Below are 20,665 nucleotides of genomic sequence, written 5' to 3'. Positions count from 1 at the left end.
GGGCCGCTCCCGGGAGCGGCCCCGCACCGGAGCCCAGGCGGCCCCCCTTCCAGGTGGCCCCACACCTCACATATGCGTGCCGCCGTCGATGCGGATCTCCGTGCCGGTGACGAACGCCCCGTCGCGCGAGGCGAGCATCGCGATCACGCCCGCGACCGTCTCCGGGCCCGCGAACCCTTCGCCGAGCGCCGGCGCGAGCTTGACGAACAGGCTCATGTCCGCGTCCGCGGGCAGCCCCGGGTCGGAGGTCATGCCGGACTGGATGGAACCCGGCGCCACGCACACCGCCCGCAGCCCCCGCTTGGCGTACTCGCTCGCGATGGCGTGCGTCATCGACTGGATGCCGCCCTTGCTGGCCGCGTACGCCGCCATGTAGGGGTGCGCGAACGAGGCGGAGGTGGAGCTGAAGTTCACCACGACCGGCTCCTGGCCCTCCAGGAGGGCGGGCAGCGACTCGCGGATCATCAGGAAGGTCCCGGTCAGGTTGATCGAGATGATCTTGTTGAAGAAGTCGAGGGTGGTCTCGTGGGTGTGCGCGGAGCGCAGGATGCCCGCCGCGTTGACCAGCACGTCCAGGCCGCCGAGCGTCTCGACGGCGGACGCGACGCCCGCCCGGACCGCCGCCTCGTCCGATATGTCGCAGGTCAGGGTGGTGAGCCGGTCCCCGGCGCCGTCCGCTGCGGCGCGGTCGGCGGTGGCCTTCAGGCCCGCCTCGTTGATGTCCAGGGCCACGGCCCGGCCGCCCTCCGCGAGGATCCGGTGGACGGTGGCCTGGCCGATGCCCGACCCGGCGCCGGTGATCAGAGCACGGCGGCCCTCGAAGCGCTGCATGGCGCTCATGGCGTTCTCCCTTGTTCTTGAGCCGGGGCTCCCCCGGACGCCTCGGGCGCGAGGGCTCCCTCGCCGTACGACCCGTGGCACGCCTACCGACTCCATGCACCGTACGCCCAAGTGGCACGTTGTGCCACCCAAGCACGTCACGCCACTCCGTCACCCAGGGCCCGTAAGCTGTGTCCATGCCCACCGCACCGCGCCCCGCCCCCGCCACCTCCCTCACCGAGCGGCGCAAGGCCGCGACCCAACTGGAGATCGCCCGCACCGCGGCGGCCCTGTTCGCCGAACGCGGCACCCCGGCCGACGGCACCGGCACCGCCGGGACCCCCGGCCCGGTCACCGCCGAGGAGATCGCCCGCGCCTCGGGCGTCGCGCTGCGCACCTTCTACCGCTACTTCCGCACCAAGGAGGACGCGGTCGCGCCGCTGCTCGCGATGGGCGTCCGCCAGTGGCTCGCCGACCTGGAACGCCTGGCCGACGACACCGAACGGCTCCCCGTCCGCGAAGCCCTGGAACACACGGCGCGCCGCTCCCTCACCCCCGTCGACGAACGGGCCGCGGAAGCCCTGCGCTGGACACGCGGCCTCCTGCGCGCCATGCGAACGGACCCGGCGCTGCGGGCCGTCTGGCACCGCGCCCACCACGAGTCAGAGGAAGCCCTGATCCCCGTCCTCACACGGATGACGACCGCCGACCCGATGGCGGTACGGCTCGCGGCGGCGGCGGCGAACACGGCGATGCGGGTCGCGGTGGAGACGTGGGCCGAATGGGAGCCGCCGACAACACCGGAAGGCGCCGCGGCACCCGAGCCGAACCCCGCCGACCTGGTCGTGCACGCCCTGCGCGCCCTGATGGCCGGCCTGCCGGAACTGGATCGGCGGTAGCGGGAGAAGCGGAACCCCGGCCGGACCCTCTTCGATCACCTTGCTCTGTCAGCCCCCACCCCTACCCCGTCCCCATCGCCTCCGGCTCCGGCCGACAGGTACGAGGGGCGCCAGGGCCTCCCCCATCCTGGGCGTACATGCGGCGAGTCGGCCGCCGAACCGACCCCGGGCGGGAAGCAGAGGCCGGGCCGGTCCCGCTTCGCCTCTCCCCCCTCGTCGAGGTCTTGGGGTCCCGGGGCTCGGCGGCAGACCGCCGCCGGGCCGTCAGGCCTGCGTGAACCAGTGCAGAACTCCGAATACGGCCAGGAGTACGGCGGCGACCGCGGCCCCCGTTCCGGGACGGCGGCGCGCCACCGCGCACCACAACCCGGCGATCACCGGCGGCACGAATCCACCGGCGTAGGAAATCCACCCCCACTCGTGTCCGGCCTCCGGATATTTCTTGGTCACGAGGGTGAAACAGACAACGGAGGCGGCCATGAACAGGGCAGTGGAACCGAAGAGGTTGTCCAGCACGGCCTGAGAGCGGGACTTGCGCACGGCGGGCGCGGATTCCGTGTGCGGCACGGGAATCCCTTTCGACAACGGCGGATACGGGCCGGCGGCACCCCCAGGAAAACCGGTGGGCGCCGCCGAAACGGTCACATCGGATGTCACATCGGATGCGTCAGAGCTGGTCGGCGAGCCAGTCGACAGCCCGCCCAATAACGATCAAACATGATCCTAACTGCTCCTTGAGCACCAGGGGTTCGCGCTACCACAACCCGGCCCGGCTCCCATCAGCAACGGCGCCCTCCGCCCCTCACACCCCGCACCCCGCTCCCGTCAGCGCCGACTCGACAAGAGGAGGGCACCTGATCAGCACTGCCCGAAAACCGAACAACCCCCCAACAAAAGACCGCCAGAACCTGTCCCACGGGCGTCCGGTGACCCCCGGTAACGACCCCCTGGCCACGCAGTTCGGCCATTCCCCACCGGCTCCGGAACGGTCCGCGGAAGCCACGCGTCCGGCGCGCTGACGAGTTCCCGCGACCGGAAGGCGCCGGACGCCGAACGCACGCCCCTTTCCCGCTGGTCACACGGGTGCCGCACACCCCTGTGTCCCCCACCACACCGCGTTCGCGCCACTACCCACCGCTTTCAACCAATGACTGAAAGCGATCGATCGATGTGCTTTCCGTGCGCCCTTGAGACACACTCCCGTCCGATATCTGCAATTCCGAGCAAGGGAGTGTTCGAAATGCGGTACATCCTTGGGGGAATCACGCTGGGCGCCGCGCTGGTCGCAGGGGGGCTGGCGGCCACCACCGCCCAGGCCCAGCCGACCTCGTCCACCCAGCCCACCCAGACCGTCCGGGCCACCGAGCAGGCGCGGCCGATGAGCCTGTACGCGCCCTCGGCGCTGGTGCTCACCGTCGGCCCGGGCGAGAGCGCGGCGACCACGACGGCCCAGCGCGCGGTGACCCTCACCTGCGCCCCGACCCCGTCCGGCACCCACCCCGACCCGCGCGGCGCCTGCAACGAACTGCGCGCGCTCAAGGGCGACTTCACCGCCGTCACGCACGCGCCCTCCGACCGTGTGTGTACGAAGGAATGGGCGCCGATCACGGTCACGGCGCAGGGCGTCTGGGAAGGCAACCGCGTCTCGTACGAGCACACCTTCGCCAACGCCTGCGCGATGATCGACGGCAAGGGCCGGGTCTTCGAGTTCTGATCGACCCCCGCACCGCCCCACCCCGGCCTCCCCGGCCGACCGGCTCCGGACGAGAGAGAAGGCGTCCGGAGCCGGTTCTCGTCATTGCCGGCCCGCCGCCTCGCACACGGCACACGGCCTTCGGCAGGGCGGCACCGCCTGCCCGGCGGGCACGCGGTAGACGGGACCACCGGACTCCGAGGGCGCGAGGCCGGCCGGTGGGGGCGGCGTGCGTGTGCCCTCCTCCCGGATGTCCTCCTCCCGGATCACCACGCCCGCCTCACCGGCACCCGGAGTGCCCGGGATGCCTGCGGATCGCCTGACTCGCCGCGAAGGCGCCCCACCCATCCCTCTCGGCGAGCGCCTTCCGCCGCCGCTCCCACTCCTCCTCGCAGGTCCGGCACCCCGCGACCGGCCGGGCCTCGTACAGCCAGGCGTCCAAATCCTTCTCGGTAAACGGCACGTACACCATCGAATCCGCCCCTCTGTGCCGACGCCGATGGGCACTCGTCCCTCCGCGCCGTTGCCGCCTGGCCCTCGTCCCTCCGCGCCATCGCCGTCTCGTACTCGTCCCGGGTCGCCGGGCGCAATGAGAACGGACTCGCCAGCCACTGCCAGCCCCTCGACTTGGTGGTCGCCTTGGCGGTGGCCGCCTCGACCACGAGAAGCGCCGCGTCGGCCCGCCCGACGACCCGGCCCACGGCACGCGTGACGGTGTCCATCGCCCACCCGCCGATCACCGCGCCACCCCGCACCCCGCCCGCGCGCGCTCCACGGCACTCGCCAGCCGCAGCATCGTGCCCCGCGCCTGCCACTCGTACGTTCCGCCCAGATACCTCAGCCAGGCCAGATCGGCGTCATGGTCCACTCGAACCACCTCACCCACGAGCCCTGTGGCGGCGTCTTTTACGACTGCGCCTTCGCGATAGGTCACCACACCACCCCTTTCATTCGTCCGTGCAGTGGAATCTCCTTGCAGTAAGCCAACTGCCGTCCGGGGCACGGCGGTAGCGTGGCAAGGGGTTGTGAACCGTTGTGAATTCACCAACCCTTCGCCTTTCCACAGACGAAAGATTGCGCGGTAAGCGGCCGTGAAGAAAAAGGAACCAAACGTCGCACTGGCTCATTGGCTCAAGCGTTCGAAATGGAGCAACCGAGCGCTCGCCCAAGTCGTGCAACACATGGCGGCCGAGCGGGGATATTCCCACATTTGCTCGGATGGGGCCAGCGTGTTGAGGTGGTTGCGTGGAGAAGTACCCCGGCCACCGATTCCAGCGATCTTGGCAGACGCATTTTCCGGCCGCGCCGGCTTCCGTGTGACCACCTACGATCTTGGGTTCGGCGAGGCACCCGACATTGACCGGGCACTGAACTACCACTCATCGTGGAGAGCGACGGTCGAGGCAGTTACCGATCTTGGGAGAGCCGACGTGGACAGGCGGACATTCCTCGCAGGGACACCTTTCGCAGCGGTCGCGGGAATCGGGCCGTCCCGTGACTGGCTTTTGAACACCTTGGACCAGGACGAAACCCCACCACCACTCGTCAACCGACGCGTCAGGTTGGAAGATGTGACAGCGGTAAAGAACATGTTCTCCGTCTTCCAGAAGATGGACATCTTTCAGGGCGGCGGCTCCGGGCGGCTCGCGCTGACCGCGTACATGAACCAGCACGTCTTCCCGCTGTTGCGGCGCACGTACGGCGAAGACGTACGCAAGGCCCTTCTCGTCGCTGCCTCCGAGCAGGTGTACCTCCTGGGCTGGATGGCTTTCGACTCCGGTGAACAGGGCACGGCCCAGCGGTATCTCATCCAGGCCCTCCGGCTGGCCGAGGAAAGCGAGGATGCGCCACTGGGCGCGCATGTCCTGGCAGGCATGGCCGATCAGGCGACGCTGCTCGGTCACCCGGGTGAAGGGCGTCGACTCGCCCAGGCCGGGCGGCAGGGCCTTCGAAAATCGCATTCGGACGCATGTCTGGCCGATCTGTGGACACTGGAAGCTCGCGCCCTGGCGGTCCTTGGGGAGCAGAGGGCCGCGGCCCACGCCCTCCATGAGGCACAGACCGCTTCCACGCGTATCGACCTGGCGACAGAGCCGGAATGGGCGAAGTTCATCGACCCCGCATACCTGGGCGGCGAGTGGGCCAACGCCTTCCGCGATCTCGGGCAGCCCGCACTTGCGGAGGAGAACGCGCAACGTTCGATTGCCCATTCCCGAAAGCAGAATCGGGCGCGACGCGGCGCCATGTCCCATGCCTCTGTGACCGTTTCCCACTTGCAGCGGCGAAATCTTGAGGCCGCGCATGCCGCCGCGGTCCGGACGCTGGACCTCACTCGGCGGGTGAAATCGTCACGGTGCGTCGAAGCGGTACAGGACTTGCAGAAGAGGATGGTGCCGTTCGGAAAGGACCCACTGGTCGCAGACTTCAACGAGCGGGTCCGGAGTGTGCTTACCGCACCGTGATCTCCGTGGGACGGCCGTGGCAACGCACGGGACGTCAGGAAACATCGAGCATTACGAATCGTCGACTTCACTGAGCGGAGCACCCACCGATAAGCCGCCCCACAAAACACCCCCGCCCCTCACCCGATCCGCGCCCCATAAGCCCCCAAGGCCTTCGGGACCGGCTGAAAGAAGGTCTCGCCGCCGTCGGCGCAGGTGCCGGTGCCGCCTGAGGTCAGGCCGAGGGCCACGTCGTCCGCGAAGAGGGCGCCGCCGCTGTCGCCGGGTTTGGCGCACATGGTGGCCCTGATCAGGCCCTCGACCGTGCCCTCTTCGTAGTTGACGGTTTCGTCGAGGCCGGTGACCACGCCGTCCTGGACGCCGGTGGTGCTGCCGCTGCTGCGGACGTCCTGGCCGATCTCCGCCTCTCCGGCCCGGGTGATCCGCTGGGTGGTGCCGTCGTGGAGGTCGACCTCGCTCGGGTGCGGCTGCCGGCTCGTGTACTTCACCAGCGCGTGGTCCACGCCGGGGAACGAGGACTGCTCGGTGACGCCGATCGGCGTGCCGCCGTGCTCCGCGGACCATTCCCGGACGGCTTTGCCGCAGTGCCCCGCCGTCAGGAAGTAGGGCCGGCCGTCCTTGACGACGTTGAAGCCCAGCGAACAGCGGTGGCCGGTGCCCCAGATGGCATCGCCTCCGGCGATGAACGGCCTGAAGGTGGTGCGTACCTTGCGGAGGTGGGCCTTGTCGCCGAGTCGGGCGACGACCTCGGTGAGCCGCGCCAGCCGGGCGCCCTTGACCGTGCGGTCGGCGGTGACCTGGATCTTGTTGCTCCTCGGGTCCGCCGACCAGGAGGTGCCCGGGATCGTCGCGTCGGCCTTCAGCGTCCGGCGGGCATCGTCGAGTTCGGCGAGCGAGTGCCGTACGACCCTCGCCTCGCCGCCCTTCGCCCGTACCGCCCGGGCCGATGCCGCGTCCAGGACGTTGACCACCGGTTTCCCGGTCCCCTTCGCGTAATACCAGCCCGCGGTGCGGACGGGGAGCCGGGAGACGAGCTCCGCCGGGGTGACGTACGGAGCGGCGGCGGACGGGGCGGGGGCCGGGGAAGCGCCGGCGGGGGCGGGGCCGAGGTCGCCCACCGCGAGCGTCAAGGCCGCCGCCCCGGTCAGGACCGCGCGCCGTACGGCCGCGCTCCGGCGGACCGGTCGCGCGCTGGTGGATTCCGTGCTGCGTGTCGTTTCCATGCGGGACACTTCCCTGTCCTTGGTGGAGGTCGTTTGCCGTCCCGCGAGGACCCGGACGCGCGGACCAGGAGTGCGCACGGAGGCCGTACGTCACCGGAGGGGAACGGCCGCAGGAGGCGCACGGACCCGGGCGACGCGCGCCCTCGGAGAGCCCGGAGAAGGTCACGGGACAGGACAGGGCACGAACCGCCGTCCCGCGCGGCCACGTTGCCACGCAAGGCGCGTCCATGCCAATACTCACCGTCAGCATTCCCAGCCTCACTCGTGGTACACGGGAGTGAGGTAGTGGGGCGGTGGGGCGGCGGCGCGCCATATTGCTTCTTTGCGCCTGTAGTTGGGCGGGGTGCGCTCCTGTGGTGGGGTGTGCCGGAGCCGTGCGGTTGGCAGGGCACGGCCACGGTGGTCAGCGGGTTGACGGCCCTTGGGGGCGCGGAACGTCGGTGCTCGTTCTGTCGGGCGCCTCTTGCCGGTATCGCGAGCGGGCGTTCCCCGCGCGGGCCGGTGGCCGGCCGTCATGGCGGTCGCGTCACGGACGGCGAGCCACCGGCCCGCCTCTACGGCATGTCCTCCGGCTCGGGCAGCCGGTCGCGTCCCGGCAGCCGGTCCGGCTCCGGCAGTCCGTCCGCGTCCGGGGGCGTCCTCTCCGCGGGAAGCGGATCGGGAAGCGGACCGCCCACCCGGTGCGGGTCGTCCGCCGGGAGCGGGCCCCGGACCCGGGGCGAGGCCTTGGCCTCGGGGGCGCTCCCGGGTTCCCCGGCGCGGTGCGGTCCCTCCACCGGAAGCGGGACCTCGTCGCGGGGCGCGCCCTCCACGGAGGCGGACGGCTCCGGCTCGACGGACTCACGGGGCGCAACGGCCGGTTCCGGCTCGGCGGGCTCCCGGGACGCGGCCACCCGTTCGTACGCCGCCGTGCGCGCCTCGGCCTGGAGGCCGGAGCGTTCCAGGAAGCGCAGCAGCTCGACCGGGAACGGCAGGACGAGCGTGGAGTTCTTCTCGGCCGCCACCGCCACCACCGTCTGGAGCAGGCGCAGTTGGAGGGCCGCCGGGGTCTCGGACATCTGCTGGGCGGCCTCGGCCAGTTTCTTGGACGCCTGGAGCTCGGCGTCGGCGTTGATGACGCGGGCCCGGCGGTCGCGGGTGGCCTCCGCCTGCCGTGCCATCGAGCGTTTCATCGTCTCGGGCAAGGAAACGTCCTTGATCTCGACGCGGTCGATCTGCACGCCCCACCCCAGCGCCGGGCTGTCGATCATCACTTCGAGCCCTTGGTTGAGCTTCTCGCGGTTGGACAGCAGGTCGTCCAGGTCGCTCTTGCCGATGATCGAGCGCAGCGAGGTCTGGGCGACCTGGGAGACGGCGAAGCGGTAGTCCTCGACCTCCACCACCGCGTCGGCGGCGTCCACGACCTTGAAGTACACCACCGCGTCGACCCGGACGGTGACGTTGTCGCGGGTGATGCCTTCCTGTGCGGGCACCGGCATCGTCACGATCTGCATGTTGACCTTACGCATCCGGTCGACGCCCGGAACGATCATGGTGAAGCCCGGTCCGCGCACCGAGGACGTCAGCCGTCCCAACCGGAAGACCACACCGCGTTCGTACTGCTTGACAACCCGGGCCGCCGCCAGGAGGTACACCACCCCCGCCGCCCCCGCCGCCACGACCGCGCCCACCAGTTCCTCGACCATCACGACCCCCGGCTGTCCGAGTCGCCCGACCTCACCACGGTATGCCCGCCCCGTGGAACGGTCGAGAGCTGCCGCCGAAACCGAGAGCGGAACGGACGGGGCGGGGCCGGTCCGGCGGAAGGGAGCGGGTTCGGTCCGGCGGAAGGAATCGGCCCCCGTCCGCCGAAGCGAACGGGGGCCGTACCTCTGCTGGCCGCAGGACTGTGGGGTGCTCGGTGCCGGACTCGGGGAGCCCGGCGGGGATTCCGCCGACGCGGACGGGACGGATCCCGGGCGCCGGAATCCCCGTAGGAGGTCCGGGAACAGGACCTTTCGAAGCTCGAAGCTCGGCGAGGCGCCGGGGCACGCGAGGTCGTCGGCGCCCCGCCGCCTCAGGGGTCAGTAGACGCTCACCCCGTACGCGTTGAGCGCCTCGGTGACCGGCTGGAAGAACGTCGTCCCGCCCGAGTCGCAGTCGCCGCTGCCGCCGGAGGTGAGGCCCAGCGCCGTGCTGCCGGAGTACAACGGGCCGCCGCTGTCGCCGGGTTCGGCGCAGACGGTGGTCTTGATCAGGCCGGAGACGACATCGCCGCCGCCGTAGTTGACGGTGGCGTTCAGGCCGGTGACCCGGCCGCTGTGGGTGCCGGTGGTGGATCCGCGGCGGGTGACGTTCTGGCCGACGGACGGGGTGGCAGCGCGGGTGATGTCCTGGCCGCCGACCGTCCCCTCGTGGGACAGGCTGGTGTTGGTGTACTTCACCAGGCCGTAGTCGTTGCCCGGGAAGCTGGAGTCGACGGTCGGGCCGATGCTCGTGGTGTGCGCGGCGTTGGCGTACCACGGTGGGTCGCCCTCCGTGCAGTGGCCCGCGGTGAGCACGTAATACGTGTTGCCGCTGCGGACGTTGAAGCCGAGCGAGCAGCGCCAGCTCGTCGCGTGGATCGCGTCGCCACCGGAGATCAGCTTGCGGAACGTGCCGGGGGTGCGTTCCACGCGCACCGCCCCCGCGTTGGCGCCGGCGGTGCGCCGGATCTTGGCGATCTCGGCGTCGGTGACGGTGCTGTCCGCGGTGACGACGAGGGTGCGGGTCTTCTCGTCGACGGTCCAGGCGGTGCCCGCGACGTCCGCCGACCGCACGGCGGCGCTCGCCGCGGAGAGCCGGGCGGTGCTGTAGGTGACGGCTTCGCCGGCGTGGGCGGTCGGCAGGGCGAAGGCGCCGATCGCGGCCAGGCCGGACGCGACGGCGATCAGGCGGACGCGTCTGGGGGTGCCGCCGAAGGGTGCGGTGCGCTCGTTGCTCACGTGTTCCTCCGAGGGGATGCGTGGGTCCGCCGGTGGGCGGATCCGTGAGGCGCAGCCGGAGGCACGCACAGCACCCACATCAGGACGCCGCAGATCCGGTTCCCCGTGCCCCTGACAAGCGCTGCTCGGGAGTCTCGGGGCCCGTCCCTCAATGCCGCAAGGGCACCTTTCAGACGTACGACGGGTATATCCGCGCATCGTCAGACATGTTCCGGACGCGCTCCGAACATGTCCGCACCGTGCCGCACACCTTCGGACGTACGGCGGTCAGCACCGTGCCGTTCGGGACGGGAGCGGGGGACGGTGCGGAGGTGGCGGACGGGGCGGGACAGCGCGGGCGCGGCGGAACCGTAGGCCCTCGTGGCCCACTGCGATCGTGGTGGATCCCACGGCCCCGGCGGCTCTGGTCGGCTCGGCCGGGACCGTGGTTGACCCCCTCGGTCGGGGCTTGGACGCGTCAGGGCGGAGAGAGGTTCCGCTCGGGGGCGGAGAAGTGCGCTCGGGGGCGGAGCACCGCGCTCGGGGTGGTTCAGGGTGCCGAGAGGTTCCGCTCAGGATGGTTCAGGGCGCGGAGAGGTTCCGCTCGCCCGCGCGCAGGGCGAACGGCAGCGTGTTGCCCGGCGGCGGGAAGGGGCAGATGAAGTGGTCGGCGAAGGCGCAGGGCGGCAGTTGGGTGCGGTTGAGGTCCACGGTGACCGTGCCGTCCGAGGCGGGGGCCGGGGTGTACAGGAACCGGAAGCGGTAGCTGTCCGTGCCGCTGGTGGCGTCGGCCAGCACCGCCCACAGCGAGCCGTCGCCCTCCACCGCGACGTGCAGCCGGTGCTCGGTGCCGTCGACGGTGAAGACGAGTTCCCCGGCGAGGCCGAGGCCGCGGTGCCGCCCGTCGGCGTTCTCCACCCGGACCGTGCGGTCCTGGCCGTACGGCAGGAAGCGGCCCGGCAGCACCCAGCGGTCGTCGTGGTCGAAGGCGTCGATCCCGGCGAAGGCGCGGCGGGCCGGGGCGGCCGGGTCGAAGTCCCGCACGCCCCACACGCCCTCGCGGCGCAGGACCGGCAGGTGGCGCCGGCCGTGGGTGACGCGGGCCCGTTCGGGGGCGTCGTCCGGGGTGAGGCGGACCTCGCCGTCCAGGGGGCGGCCGTCGACGGTCAGTTCCTCGGCGGCGTCCGCCTTCAGCACCACCGCGTCGCCGTCCGCGCGCCACAGGCCGGGGACGCCGTCGATGCGGCCGTCCGGGTAGTCGTCGAGCCAGTGGGTGCCGGTCAGCGCGAGCGGTCCGTACGGCCGGGCCACCTGCTCGACGCGCCGCTCGCGCCACTCCTCCCAGGCCCGCCGCGCGTCACCGGCCCCTCCGGTGGCCTGCTGTTCCCGCGCGTCGCCGGACCCGCCGTCGGCCTGCTGTTCCCGCGTGCCGTGGGGCGTTCCGGTGCTGCCCGTGCTCATGGTGCTCATCACGCTCGTTTCCTGATCGCAGTTCTCATGACGTGTGCCGACCGCCCGCTGCCGCCACATCGTCATATCGGTCAATTTTCCCATAAGGGGCGGGCGGGGTCCGGCAGCCGCAGGTGGGAGCGCAGCGTCGTCCCCTCGTATTCCGTGCGGAAGACGCCGCGCTCCTGGAGGAGCGGCACCACCTGGTCCACGAAGTCGTCCAGCCCCTCGGGCGTGAGGTGCGGGATGAGGATGAAGCCGTCGGCGGCACCGGCGCGGAAGTGGGTGGCCATCTCCTCGGCGACGGTTTGCGGCGTTCCGACGAAGGTCTGCCGGCCGGTGGTCTCGATGACGGTTTCCCGGATGGACAGGCCCTTGGCGCGCGACAGTTCCCGCCAGCGGTCGGCGATCGTCTTCCGGTCGGTGATGCGGACCCGGCCTTGGGCCAGTTCACCGTCCGGGTCCGGATCGAGGTCGGGGAGCGGGCCGTCGGGGTCGTATCCGGACAGGTCGAGGCCCCAGACCTGTTCCAGGGTGAGGAGCGCGGTCTGCGGCGAGACCTGCTGACGGCGGATCTCGGCGGCCTTCTCCCGGGCCTCGGCGGCGGTGTCGCCGAGGACGAAGCTGACCCCGGGCATGATCTTCAGCGAGTCCCGGTCGCGGCCGTGCGCGGCCAGCCGCCCCTTGACGTCGGAGGAGAAGGCGCGGCCCGCCTCCAGCCCGTGGTACCGGCTGAAGATCACGTCGGCGGTGGCTGCGGCGAAGTCCCGTCCCTCGGCGGATTCGCCCGCCTGGATGACGACGGGGTGGCCCTGCGGGCTGCGCGGCAGCGTGAAGTAGCCCTCGACCGAGAAGTGCGGGCCGTCGTGGCTCACCGGCTGCGGCCCGCCCCGCCCCGGCCAGGAGTCCCACAGCGCCCGGGCCACGGCGACGAACTCGGCGGCGCGCGTGTAGCGCTCGGCGTACGGGAGGAAGCCGCCGCGCCGGAAGTTCTCGCCGGTGAACGCGTCGGAGGTGGTGACGACGTTCCAGGCGGCGCGGCCCGCGCTGAGGTGGTCCAGGGTGGCCAGCCGCCGGGCGAGCTCGTAGGGCTCGTTGAACGTCGTGCTCATGGTGGCGGCCAGGCCCAGCCGGTCGGTGACCGCCGCGAGGGCGCTCAGCACGGTGATCGCCTCGGGACGCCCGGCGACGTCCAGGTCGTGGATGCGCCCCTTGTGCTCGCGCAGCCGCAGCCCCTCGGCGAGGAAGAAGAAATCGAACAGGCCGCGTTCGGCGGTGCGGGCCAGGTGCGCGAAGGACGCGAAGGCGATCTGGCTGTCGAAGGGCGGGCGCCGGGCCCCGGCCGGTCCCCCGCAGGCCCGCTGCCCGGGCGGCGCCGGGGCCCAGACGGTGGTGTTGTTGACGCCGGGGAAGTGGGCGGCGAGGTGCAGGGTCCGGGGGCGGTCGGGGCCGCGCCGACGGGTGCTGCTCATGCGGGCTCCTTTTGGTGGGTGGGGGCGGCCGGGTAGCGCGTACGGGCGGGCGCTCGGTCGCCTCCGTACGGAGCGGGGGTGCGCGGGTGGGCGCTCTCTTGGTGGGCGGCGACGGCCTGACGACGCGTACGGACGAGCCGTCGGCCGCCTCCGCACGGAGCGGGAGTGCACTCCCGAGCGCTCTCTCGGCGGATGCAGGCGGCCTGACGACGCGTACGGACGAACCCCCGGCCCTCCCCGCGCGAGGCCGGGCCGCGCCTCCGAACGCTCGCCCGGTGGGCGGAGACGGCCTGACGCCACGTACGGACGACCACCCCCCGCCCCTCTCCGCACAGAACCGGCCGCCCCCCACGGAAACGCGCCCGTCCCCCGCGCCCGCGGCCCCTCACACCGACTCCCGCACCCGGACGTGCCGATTGACCGGCCGCGGCAGCCCGAGGTGCTCGCGCAAGGTCGCCCCCGGGTAGAAGCGGCGCAGCAGGCACCGGTGCTGGAGTACCGGGACCGTGCCGTCCACCAGGAGCGGCAGGTCCCGGGGCGGGTCGGCGAGCCGCAGGTGGAAGCCGTCGGCCGCGCCGTCCGCGTACCACTCCCCCAGTCGGCCGGCCAGCCGCACGGCGTCACCGGACGCATACAGCTCCGCTGGGAGGGAGGCGAGCACCCGCAGCCGGTCCGGGTCGCGCCCGTGGGTGCCGGCGAGTGCGCGCAGCTCCGCGCGCGCCGCGCCCGCCGTCTCCGGGCGGGTGGCCCGGACGAGCGCGACGTCCGCGTGCGCCGCCGCCACTTCCCGTACGGCCCGGTCGGTCGCGTCGATCACGATGACGGGGTGGCCCTGCGGGGGCCGGGGGACGGTGGAGGGGCCGCGGACGGAGAAGGTGGTGCCCCGGTAGTCGGCGTAGTGCAGCTTGTCGCGGTCGAGGAAGCGGCCGGTGGCCCGGTCGCGGATCTCCGCGTCGTCCTCCCAGCTGTCCCAGAGCAGGGTCGCGGCCTCGGCGACCTCGCCGGCCTCGTGCCACAGCGCGTCGGCGGGCGCGGCCGGTCGGCGGCCGAAGAGGCGGGCCTCGGCGGTGGTCGTGGACACGTCCGCCGTCCAGCCCGCCCTGCCGTGGCTGACCCAGTCGAGGGTGGCGACGGCGGTGGCGAGGTGGAAGGGCTCGGTGTGGGTGGTGGTGACGGTGGGGACCAGGCCGATCCGCTCGGTCGCGGGCGCCACCCGGGCCAGGACGGCGAGCGCGTCGGGGCCGGGCCGGGCGAAGGAGTCGCCGAGGGTGACGAAGTCCAGGCCGCCGCGCTCGGCGAGCCGCGCCAGCCGCACGTAGTGCTCGGCCGTGTAGCGCTCGGGCCGGCGGCGGGCGGTCCGGGGGCCCACCGGGCGGGGGCGCGGTCCGTCGAGCGCGACGGCCAGGTGGAGCGGGCCGCGGGACGGGGTGCAGGAGGTTGCGGGCATTCGGTGGGCCTTCCGTCGGGTGTGCCGCCGGATGGCGGCGCACCGGTTCAGTGGGGGCCGGTGGCGCGTCAGGACGCCGTCCGGGGCAGGCCGGGCGGGTTGACCTCGGAGGTCTTGACCGCTTCGCTGCTCAGCTTCCAGCGCTTGAGCACCTTCTGGTACGTGCCGTCGGCGATGGTGCGCTGGAGTGCGGCGGCGTAGGCGCGGGCCAGGCCGCTGCCCTTCTTGGTGGTCGCGGCGATCTTGCCCTGGAGCCCCTCGCCGCCCCCGGAGAACCGGCCGGCGATCTCGGTCTCGCCGGTCGTGGCGACGTGGTACGCGACGGACGGGTGCGGGCCGAAGTAGCCGTCGATCCGGCCGGAGCGCAGCGCCAGGTAGGTGTCGGACTCCTTCTGGAAGTACTTGATGTCCACGGGCGCGCGTCCGGCGGCCCGGTTCTCCTCGGCCCAGTCGACGAGGATCTTCTCCTGGTTGGTGCCGGTGGAGACCGCGATCGACTTCCCCGCCACGTCGCGGGGGCCCTTCACCCGCCAGCCGCTGCCCTTGCGCGTCTCCACCGCCAGTTCGTCCAGCCGGTAGGTCGCGAAGTCGTACTTCTCCTTGCGGTCCTCGGTGACCGTGATGTTGGAGAATCCGGCGTCCAGCTTGCCGCTGTCCAGGCCGACGAAGAGGTTCTCCCAGGACAGCGGCTCGAACTCGGCCTTGAGACCGAGGGTGTCGGCGACGAGGACGGCGATGTCGGTCTCGACGCCGATGACGGTCCGGTCGTCGGTGGCGTAGAAGCCCAGCGGGGGGATGCCGTCGGCCGTGATGCCGATCCGCAGCGTGCCGGACTCCCGTACCCGGGCGGGCACCAGCGCGGCGGCCCGCGCGTCCTTGGTCCCGCGCACCCGGTGCTGCTCGGGGGCGAGGTTGATCCCGGCCACCCGGTTGCCCTGGGCTCCGGCGGGTTCGCTCCCGTCGCCGGGGTCGGCGCAGCCGGCCAGGACGAGCGGCAGCGCGGCGAGGGCGGCGAGAGCGGGCGGCGTACGGCGGCGGTTCAACGGCGTTCTCCTGGTGGGGCGGTGGAAGGCATCGTGGTTCGACGGGGTCTTCGTGATCGGGTCGTCGTTCGTGATCGGCACGGCTGGCGGCACCTTGGTCATGACGGGCCTCACAGCACCTTCGCCAGAAAGGACCGGGTGCGCTCGTGGGTGGGCCGGTCCAGCACCTGTTCCGGCGGCCCCTGTTCGACGACCTGGCCGCCGTCCATGAACACGACGGTGTCGGCGACCTCGCGGGCGAAGCCGATCTCGTGCGTGACGACGACCATGGTGGTGCCCTGCCGGGCCAGGTCCTTGATGACGTCCAGCACCTCGCCGACCAGCTCCGGGTCCAGCGCCGAGGTCGGCTCGTCGAACAGCAGCAGCTTGGGTTCCAGGGCGAGGGCGCGGGCGATGGCCACCCGCTGCTGCTGTCCGCCGGAGAGCTGTTTGGGGTACGCGTCCGCCTTGTCGGCCAGGCCCACCCGGGCCAGCAGCCCGCGCGCGGTGTGCGCGGCCTCCTTCTTGGGGCGGCGCAGGGCGGCGACGGGGGCCTCGGTGACGTTCTCCAGCACGGTCAAGTGCGGGAAGAGGTGGAAGTTCTGGAAGACGAAGCCGATGCCGGTGCGCTGCTTGAGGATCTCGCGTTCGCGCAGCTCGTACAGCTTGTCGCCGGACCGGCGGTAGCCGACCAGCGCGCCGTCCACGCTGATCCAGCCGCTGTCGACCTTCTCCAGGTGGTTGATGGTGCGCAGCAGCGTGGACTTGCCGGAGCCGGAGGGGCCGATGATCACGGCGACCTGCCCGGCCGCGACCTGGAGGTCCACGCCGCGCAGTACTTCCAGTGCGCCGAAGCTCTTGTGCACGCCTCTGACATCCACCATCGCGGGGCGGTCGGCCGGGTGCGCGGTGTGGTCGGCGGTGGGGGTGGTGGCGGTGCTCATCGGGTCGCTCCCTTGGCGAAGTGGCGTTCGAGGTAGTGCTGGAGGACGGAGAGCACGGTGGTCAGCAGGACGTACCAGGCGGTGGCCACCATCAGCAGGGGGACGACCTGGCCGGTCCGTCCGTAGACGACCTGGACCTGGTAGAAGAGTTCGCCGATCGCCATGACGGAGACGATCGAGGTGCCTTTGAAGAGGGAGATCACCTCGTTGGCGGCGGTGGGCAGGATGGCGCGCATGGCCTGCGGCAGCACGATCCGCCGCAGTTGGCGCAGCTTGGGGATGCCCAGCGCGCTCGCCGCCTCGCGCTGCCCGGCGTCCACGGACAGCACCCCGCCGCGCACGATCTCGGCGGCGTACGCGGCCTGGTGCAGCGCGAGGCCGAGGACCGCCGCGCTCATCGCGCCGACCAGGCCCATGGTGTCGAAGGAGAAGAAGCCGGGCCCGAAGGGGATGCCGAACTGGAGGCGCTTGTAGAGGTAGGCGAGGTTGAACCAGAACAGCAACTGCACGATGAGCGGGATCGAGCGGAAGGCCCAGATGTACGCGAAGGACACCGCGCGCAGGAACGGGCTGGCGGACAGCCGCATGAAGGCCAGCACGATGCCCAGCGCGAAGCCCAGCACCGTCCCGTAGAAGGTGAGCTGCACGGTGATCCACACGGCCTTGAGGATCGTGCGGGCGGTGAAGAAGCGGGCGAACACCTCCCACTCCCAGGCCGGGTTGGTGATCAGGCCGTGCGCGAACTGCGCGAGCACCACGGCGGTCGCCGCGATCGCCAGCCATCTCCAGGGGTGGCGTACGGGGACGACCTTCAGGGCGGCGAGGTCGTCCGGGTCGCGCGGACCGGCCTCCCGCGCCGCCGTCGCCCCGGCGGGCGGGTCACTGGTCAACGACATGGTGGTCTCCAGGGGTCGGTACGCGGAGGGGGAGGCGGTGGGCGGGGGTGCCGGACGCGGGCGTCCGGGTGCCGTCGGGGCGCGCGGGGTCGGCTGACGGGGACGAATCCGGGTCGACTGGCCGCGCGGGGTCGGCGGACGGGGACGAGCCCGGGTCGACTGGCCGCGCGGTGTCGGCGGCCCGTGGCGTGCGGGCCGGCCGGGCGGGTTCGGCTTCGGCCGTCCCCGCCAGGAAGCCCAGCAGCGCCCGCGCGGTGGCGTCGTTCTGCCGGAAGGCGGGGCCGTTGGTGTGCGGCCGGGTGAACGCGCCCGCGCTGCCGCCTTCCGCGTGCGGGCCCAGCGCGAACCGGCGGGGGTGCGGGCGTCCGGCGCCGTCCAGCACCCGGCCGTCCTTCGGGTCCGCGGCGAGCAGGTCGGCGGGGGTGACGGCGGCGCCGTCCGCGCGCAACCCGCGCAGCAGCGGGTCGCGGGTACGGGCCACCGACGGTTCGGGAAGCCGCGCCTCCACCAGCGCGCGGGCCTCCACGGCCGCGCCGGGCACGGTGGCGGAGGCCGCCCGGAACACGCCGCGCACCGGGTCGGCCGTCACGGTGGTGTCCGCTCCCAGGAACCGCACCACCCCCGCCCGGGACAGCGCCAGGAGCTGGCGCAGCCGGGGGCCGGGCGGCCCGGACGCGAGGTAGCTGAAGAAGCCGTGCCACCACGGGCCGATGTCGCCGAGCCGGACGAGTTGCCCGTACACCGACAGCAGCGCGAGGAAGACCGCCAGGTCGGGGCTGTGCGCGGGGTCGTGGCGGCGCGCGAGGTCGGCCTCGATGTAGCCGCGCAGCCCGGCTTGGAGGGCTTCCGCGTCGGCGTACCGGACGCCCTCCAGGGGCCGGTCCAGCCGTTCGAGGTCCAGGCGGTCTGCGGGGTCGGGGACGGCGCAGGCGACGAGCGTGCGCAGCACCTCGCTCCCCGGCTCGGCCACCGCGTACTTCTCGTCGAACTCCGCCCAGCCGCCGCGCGTGCGCTCCGGGTGGGCGTCGAACAGCCGGTGGTAGTGGGCGAAGCCCAGCTCCTTGGTGATCAGCGGCCACACGTCGCGCCGGAAGTCGAGGCCACCGGGCCGGGCCCGCAGTTCCTCGATCTGCTCGGGGCCGAAGAACCGGGGCACCGGCGGCCGTTCGCCCCACCACGTGTAACCGATCTTGGAGTGGTACGGCACGCCGCGCCGGGACCCCACGTGCAGCACCGGCTCCCGCCCGGACGGCCGGTACTCCAGCCGTCCGCCGGGCCCGGTGGCGTACGAGCCGCCGCGCCCCTCGGTCAGCAGCACCATCAGGTCCACGAAGGCCAGCCCGAAGCCGCGGACGAGGACGGGCTCGCCGGGCCGCAGCCCGGTCAGGTCGCTGTCGGCGGTGAAGGCCGGCGGCAGGTAGGTCAGCCTGTGGTCGGCGGCGAAGGCGGCCAGGTCCCGCTGCTGCGCGTCGGGTTCGGCGTCGAGGTGGCCGAGCGCGAGGACGACGAGGTCCGCCTCCAGCGGCACGTCGCGCCCGGCCAGCCACACCCTCTGCCGCCCGTCACGCGGGCCGCGGAGGCGTACGGCGCGGTCGCGGTGGACGTGGACGGCCACGCTCGGCGGCAGCGCGGCCACCGCCCGCTCGTACACCCACGTCAGGTACGCGCTCTGCACCCGCCGCCCGGCGAAGCCCTGCCCGTCCAACGCGCGGACGTCGTCGGCCAGTTCGGGACGCACGGCGATCTCCCCGGCGCGCACCCGTTCCGCCCACTCGGCGAGCGAGGGGCCGGGCCGGACGGGGCCGGCCAGCTCGACGGAGTCGTCGGTGAACAGGGTGACGTCCTCGGCCATGGAGTTCATCCACAGCAGCGGCGACTGGTCGTGGCGCCAGACGCGCCCGGCCCCGGGCGGGTGCGGGTCGACGAGGTGCAGGTCCAGCGGTGCGTCGGGATACAGCTCGGGGGCGTTGGCGGCGATCCGCTCGATCAGCCCGGTGGCGCGCGGGCCCGCCCCGACGATGACGATGGAGGGCCTCATCGCGAACCGGCCGCCCCTCGCCCGTAGTGCCGCTCGATGTAGTGCTGGCCGACGCCGAGCACCGAGGTCACCGCGACGTACCAGATGGTGGCGACCAGCAGCAGCGGGATCACCTGGTAGGTGCGGTGGTAGACGAGCTGGACGGAGTAGAGCAGGTCCTGCACGGCGATCACGCTGACGATCGAGGTGCCCTTGAGCGTGCCGATCAGCATGTTCCCGGCCAGCGGCACGATGGCCCGCATCGCCTGCGGCAGCACGATCCGCCGCAGCCGCCGCCACGCCCCGAGCCCTAGCGACTGCGCCGCCTCGGTCTGCCCCCGGTCCACGGACAGCACCCCGCCGCGCACCACCTCGGCGGCGTACGCGGCCTCGTGCAGCGTCAGCCCGATGACGGCGACGGCGACCGGTCCCAGCAGGTTCGCGGTCTTGACGGTGACGAACTCCGGCCCGAACGGGATACCGAGCCCGAGCCGCGGATACAGCGCCCCGATGTTGAACCAGAACAGCAGCTGCACCAGGAGCGGCGTCGACCGGAACAGCCAGACATACCCCCAACTCACCGAGCGCAGCACCCGGTTGGCCGACAGCCGCATCACGGCGAGCACCGTTCCCAGCACGAAGCCGAGGACCATGACCAGCGCCGTCAGCCACAGCGTGAGCACCAGCCCGCGCAACACGGCGGTGGTGGTGAAGTACTCGATCACCACGTCCCACTGGAACGCCTCGTTGCGCACGACCGAGTTGACGACCATGGCGAGGAGCAGCAGCACCACACCGGCGGCGAGCCACTGGCCGGTACGGCGGACGGGCACGACGCGCGGCGAGACGCCGGGGCCGCTCAACTCGACTTGGGAGAGCGCGGTTTCACGTGAAACGGGAAGAGGCCGGTCATGGGGGCGGGAATCCGCAGGAGCGGCGGTATCGGGCGCAGGCATGCGAAGGCTCCGTGAATGTCATGGTGCAGCACGGGAGTTGAGCGCCTTCACACAGGCTTGCGAGTCGCGCCCCTCAGCACGACTGGCCTTTGAGGCTATGGGGTGCACACGCCCCGTTGTCAAGGCTGTCCACACTGTGAGCGGTGCGTCACACCGAGGTTGACGCGGAATACGGATGCCTGTTCCACTGAGCAGCATGAACGCATGGCAGCGGCTGGTCACCCGCGACCACATCGACTTCGGTCGTGTGTGGTCCTGTTCCTGTTGAGCTGACCCCGCCGCCCCGCGCCCGCCGTCGCACCGGCCGGGCCGCCGCGCGGTTTCCGACTCCCTCCGTCACCGCGCCTTCACACACCCGCGCCGTCCACCGGCGCACCCCTCCCCTCGCTCGATCCGCGCCGTCCGTAGGCGCACCCTGATCCGT

General features: G+C 72.3%; 18 protein-coding genes. 3 read left to right on the top strand and 15 right to left on the bottom strand.

What is annotated here, in order from left to right; translation table 11 throughout:
• Positions 1-66: 66 nt before the first annotated feature.
• Positions 67-831, bottom strand: a complete 765-nt coding sequence (locus tag ABZX96_RS22425; RefSeq protein ID WP_355547092.1) for an SDR family oxidoreductase — start codon at positions 829-831, stop codon at positions 67-69.
• Between the two features lie 185 nt (positions 832-1,016).
• Between ABZX96_RS22425 and ABZX96_RS22420 the strand changes: the two genes are divergently transcribed.
• The gene (locus ABZX96_RS22420; RefSeq protein WP_355547070.1) at positions 1,017-1,718 is read left to right on the top strand and encodes a TetR family transcriptional regulator; all 702 of its coding nucleotides are present in this window, start codon (positions 1,017-1,019) and stop codon (positions 1,716-1,718) included.
• Between the two features lie 264 nt (positions 1,719-1,982).
• Here ABZX96_RS22420 and ABZX96_RS22415 read toward each other — a convergent pair whose 3' ends face one another.
• Entirely contained in the window at positions 1,983-2,285 is a 303-nt protein-coding gene (locus ABZX96_RS22415; RefSeq protein ID WP_355547068.1) for a hypothetical protein, read from the bottom strand.
• A 673-nt stretch (positions 2,286-2,958) separates the two neighbouring features.
• Here ABZX96_RS22415 and ABZX96_RS22410 point away from each other — a divergent pair.
• Positions 2,959-3,432: a subtilase-type protease inhibitor gene (locus tag ABZX96_RS22410; RefSeq protein ID WP_355547066.1), complete on the top strand. Its 474-nt coding sequence runs from the start codon at positions 2,959-2,961 to the stop codon at positions 3,430-3,432.
• A 259-nt stretch (positions 3,433-3,691) separates the two neighbouring features.
• On the opposite strand, the gene ABZX96_RS22405 is transcribed toward ABZX96_RS22410, so the two are convergent.
• Both ABZX96_RS22405 and ABZX96_RS22400 read right to left on the bottom strand, forming a co-directional pair.
• Positions 3,692-3,874: a hypothetical protein gene (locus tag ABZX96_RS22405; RefSeq protein ID WP_355547064.1), complete on the bottom strand. Its 183-nt coding sequence runs from the start codon at positions 3,872-3,874 to the stop codon at positions 3,692-3,694.
• A 273-nt stretch (positions 3,875-4,147) separates the two neighbouring features.
• On the bottom strand, positions 4,148-4,279 hold the full coding sequence (locus tag ABZX96_RS22400; protein ID WP_355547062.1) for a hypothetical protein: 132 nt from the start codon (positions 4,277-4,279) through the stop codon (positions 4,148-4,150).
• A 721-nt stretch (positions 4,280-5,000) separates the two neighbouring features.
• Between ABZX96_RS22400 and ABZX96_RS22395 the strand changes: the two genes are divergently transcribed.
• A complete protein-coding gene (locus tag ABZX96_RS22395; protein ID WP_355547060.1) occupies positions 5,001-5,873 on the top strand; it encodes a transcriptional regulator in 873 nt (290 codons plus the stop codon).
• 119 nt (positions 5,874-5,992) lie between these two features.
• Here the strand turns inward: ABZX96_RS22395 and ABZX96_RS22390 are convergent, their stop codons facing one another.
• The 11 genes from ABZX96_RS22390 to ABZX96_RS22340 form a co-directional block, all read right to left on the bottom strand.
• Positions 5,993-7,096 (bottom strand): S1 family peptidase, encoded by a 1,104-nt coding sequence (locus ABZX96_RS22390; RefSeq protein WP_355547058.1) that lies wholly within the window; start codon positions 7,094-7,096, stop codon positions 5,993-5,995.
• A 554-nt stretch (positions 7,097-7,650) separates the two neighbouring features.
• Complete coding sequence (locus ABZX96_RS22385; protein ID WP_355547090.1) at positions 7,651-8,781, bottom strand: SPFH domain-containing protein; 1,131 nt, start codon at positions 8,779-8,781, stop codon at positions 7,651-7,653.
• A gap of 378 nt (positions 8,782-9,159) precedes the next feature.
• Positions 9,160-10,059 (bottom strand): S1 family peptidase, encoded by a 900-nt coding sequence (locus ABZX96_RS22380; RefSeq protein ID WP_355547056.1) that lies wholly within the window; start codon positions 10,057-10,059, stop codon positions 9,160-9,162.
• Positions 10,060-10,620: 561 nt separating this feature from the next.
• Positions 10,621-11,499: a DUF1684 domain-containing protein gene (locus ABZX96_RS22375; protein WP_355547088.1), complete on the bottom strand. Its 879-nt coding sequence runs from the start codon at positions 11,497-11,499 to the stop codon at positions 10,621-10,623.
• Between the two features lie 80 nt (positions 11,500-11,579).
• On the bottom strand, positions 11,580-12,959 hold the full coding sequence (locus tag ABZX96_RS22370) for an LLM class flavin-dependent oxidoreductase (RefSeq protein WP_355547054.1): 1,380 nt from the start codon (positions 12,957-12,959) through the stop codon (positions 11,580-11,582).
• A gap of 385 nt (positions 12,960-13,344) precedes the next feature.
• On the bottom strand, positions 13,345-14,406 hold the full coding sequence (locus ABZX96_RS22365; protein ID WP_355547052.1) for an LLM class flavin-dependent oxidoreductase: 1,062 nt from the start codon (positions 14,404-14,406) through the stop codon (positions 13,345-13,347).
• Positions 14,407-14,474: 68 nt separating this feature from the next.
• Positions 14,475-15,404 carry an ABC transporter substrate-binding protein gene (locus ABZX96_RS22360; protein WP_355547086.1) on the bottom strand — a complete coding sequence of 310 codons (930 nt, stop codon included), beginning with the start codon at positions 15,402-15,404 and terminating at the stop codon, positions 14,475-14,477.
• Between the two features lie 155 nt (positions 15,405-15,559).
• Positions 15,560-16,372, bottom strand: a complete 813-nt coding sequence (locus ABZX96_RS22355) for an amino acid ABC transporter ATP-binding protein (protein WP_355547050.1) — start codon at positions 16,370-16,372, stop codon at positions 15,560-15,562.
• On the bottom strand, positions 16,369-17,268 hold the full coding sequence (locus ABZX96_RS22350) for an amino acid ABC transporter permease (protein ID WP_355547048.1): 900 nt from the start codon (positions 17,266-17,268) through the stop codon (positions 16,369-16,371). Before ABZX96_RS22350 ends, ABZX96_RS22355 begins: the two co-directional genes overlap by 4 nt.
• Positions 17,252-19,306: an FAD/NAD(P)-binding protein gene (locus ABZX96_RS22345; RefSeq protein ID WP_355547046.1), complete on the bottom strand. Its 2,055-nt coding sequence runs from the start codon at positions 19,304-19,306 to the stop codon at positions 17,252-17,254. The genes ABZX96_RS22350 and ABZX96_RS22345 overlap by 17 nt, the downstream gene beginning before the upstream one ends.
• Positions 19,303-20,241, bottom strand: a complete 939-nt coding sequence (locus ABZX96_RS22340; protein WP_355547044.1) for an amino acid ABC transporter permease — start codon at positions 20,239-20,241, stop codon at positions 19,303-19,305. Before ABZX96_RS22340 ends, ABZX96_RS22345 begins: the two co-directional genes overlap by 4 nt.
• Positions 20,242-20,665 lie beyond the last annotated feature (424 nt).

The sequence above is a fragment of the Streptomyces sp. NPDC003077 genome, from assembly GCF_040611095.1.
Taxonomy (GTDB): domain Bacteria; phylum Actinomycetota; class Actinomycetes; order Streptomycetales; family Streptomycetaceae; genus Streptomyces.
This window is presented reverse-complemented; position numbering and strand designations above follow the sequence as displayed.

Coding starts and splice junctions, on each gene's coding strand:
- ABZX96_RS22425 (WP_355547092.1), bottom strand. CDS start 831: ATGCAGCGCTTCGAGGGCCGCCGTGCTCTGATCACCGGCGCCGGGTCG.
- ABZX96_RS22420 (WP_355547070.1), top strand. CDS start 1,017: ATGCCCACCGCACCGCGCCCCGCCCCCGCCACCTCCCTCACCGAGCGG.
- ABZX96_RS22410 (WP_355547066.1), top strand. CDS start 2,959: ATGCGGTACATCCTTGGGGGAATCACGCTGGGCGCCGCGCTGGTCGCA.
- ABZX96_RS22395 (WP_355547060.1), top strand. CDS start 5,001: ATGTTCTCCGTCTTCCAGAAGATGGACATCTTTCAGGGCGGCGGCTCC.
- ABZX96_RS22390 (WP_355547058.1), bottom strand. CDS start 7,096: ATGGAAACGACACGCAGCACGGAATCCACCAGCGCGCGACCGGTCCGC.
- ABZX96_RS22385 (WP_355547090.1), bottom strand. CDS start 8,781: ATGGTCGAGGAACTGGTGGGCGCGGTCGTGGCGGCGGGGGCGGCGGGG.
- ABZX96_RS22375 (WP_355547088.1), bottom strand. CDS start 11,499: ATGAGCACGGGCAGCACCGGAACGCCCCACGGCACGCGGGAACAGCAG.
- ABZX96_RS22370 (WP_355547054.1), bottom strand. CDS start 12,959: ATGAGCAGCACCCGTCGGCGCGGCCCCGACCGCCCCCGGACCCTGCAC.
- ABZX96_RS22365 (WP_355547052.1), bottom strand. CDS start 14,406: ATGCCCGCAACCTCCTGCACCCCGTCCCGCGGCCCGCTCCACCTGGCC.
- ABZX96_RS22355 (WP_355547050.1), bottom strand. CDS start 16,372: ATGAGCACCGCCACCACCCCCACCGCCGACCACACCGCGCACCCGGCC.
- ABZX96_RS22350 (WP_355547048.1), bottom strand. CDS start 17,268: ATGTCGTTGACCAGTGACCCGCCCGCCGGGGCGACGGCGGCGCGGGAG.
- ABZX96_RS22345 (WP_355547046.1), bottom strand. CDS start 19,306: ATGAGGCCCTCCATCGTCATCGTCGGGGCGGGCCCGCGCGCCACCGGG.
- ABZX96_RS22340 (WP_355547044.1), bottom strand. CDS start 20,241: ATGCCTGCGCCCGATACCGCCGCTCCTGCGGATTCCCGCCCCCATGAC.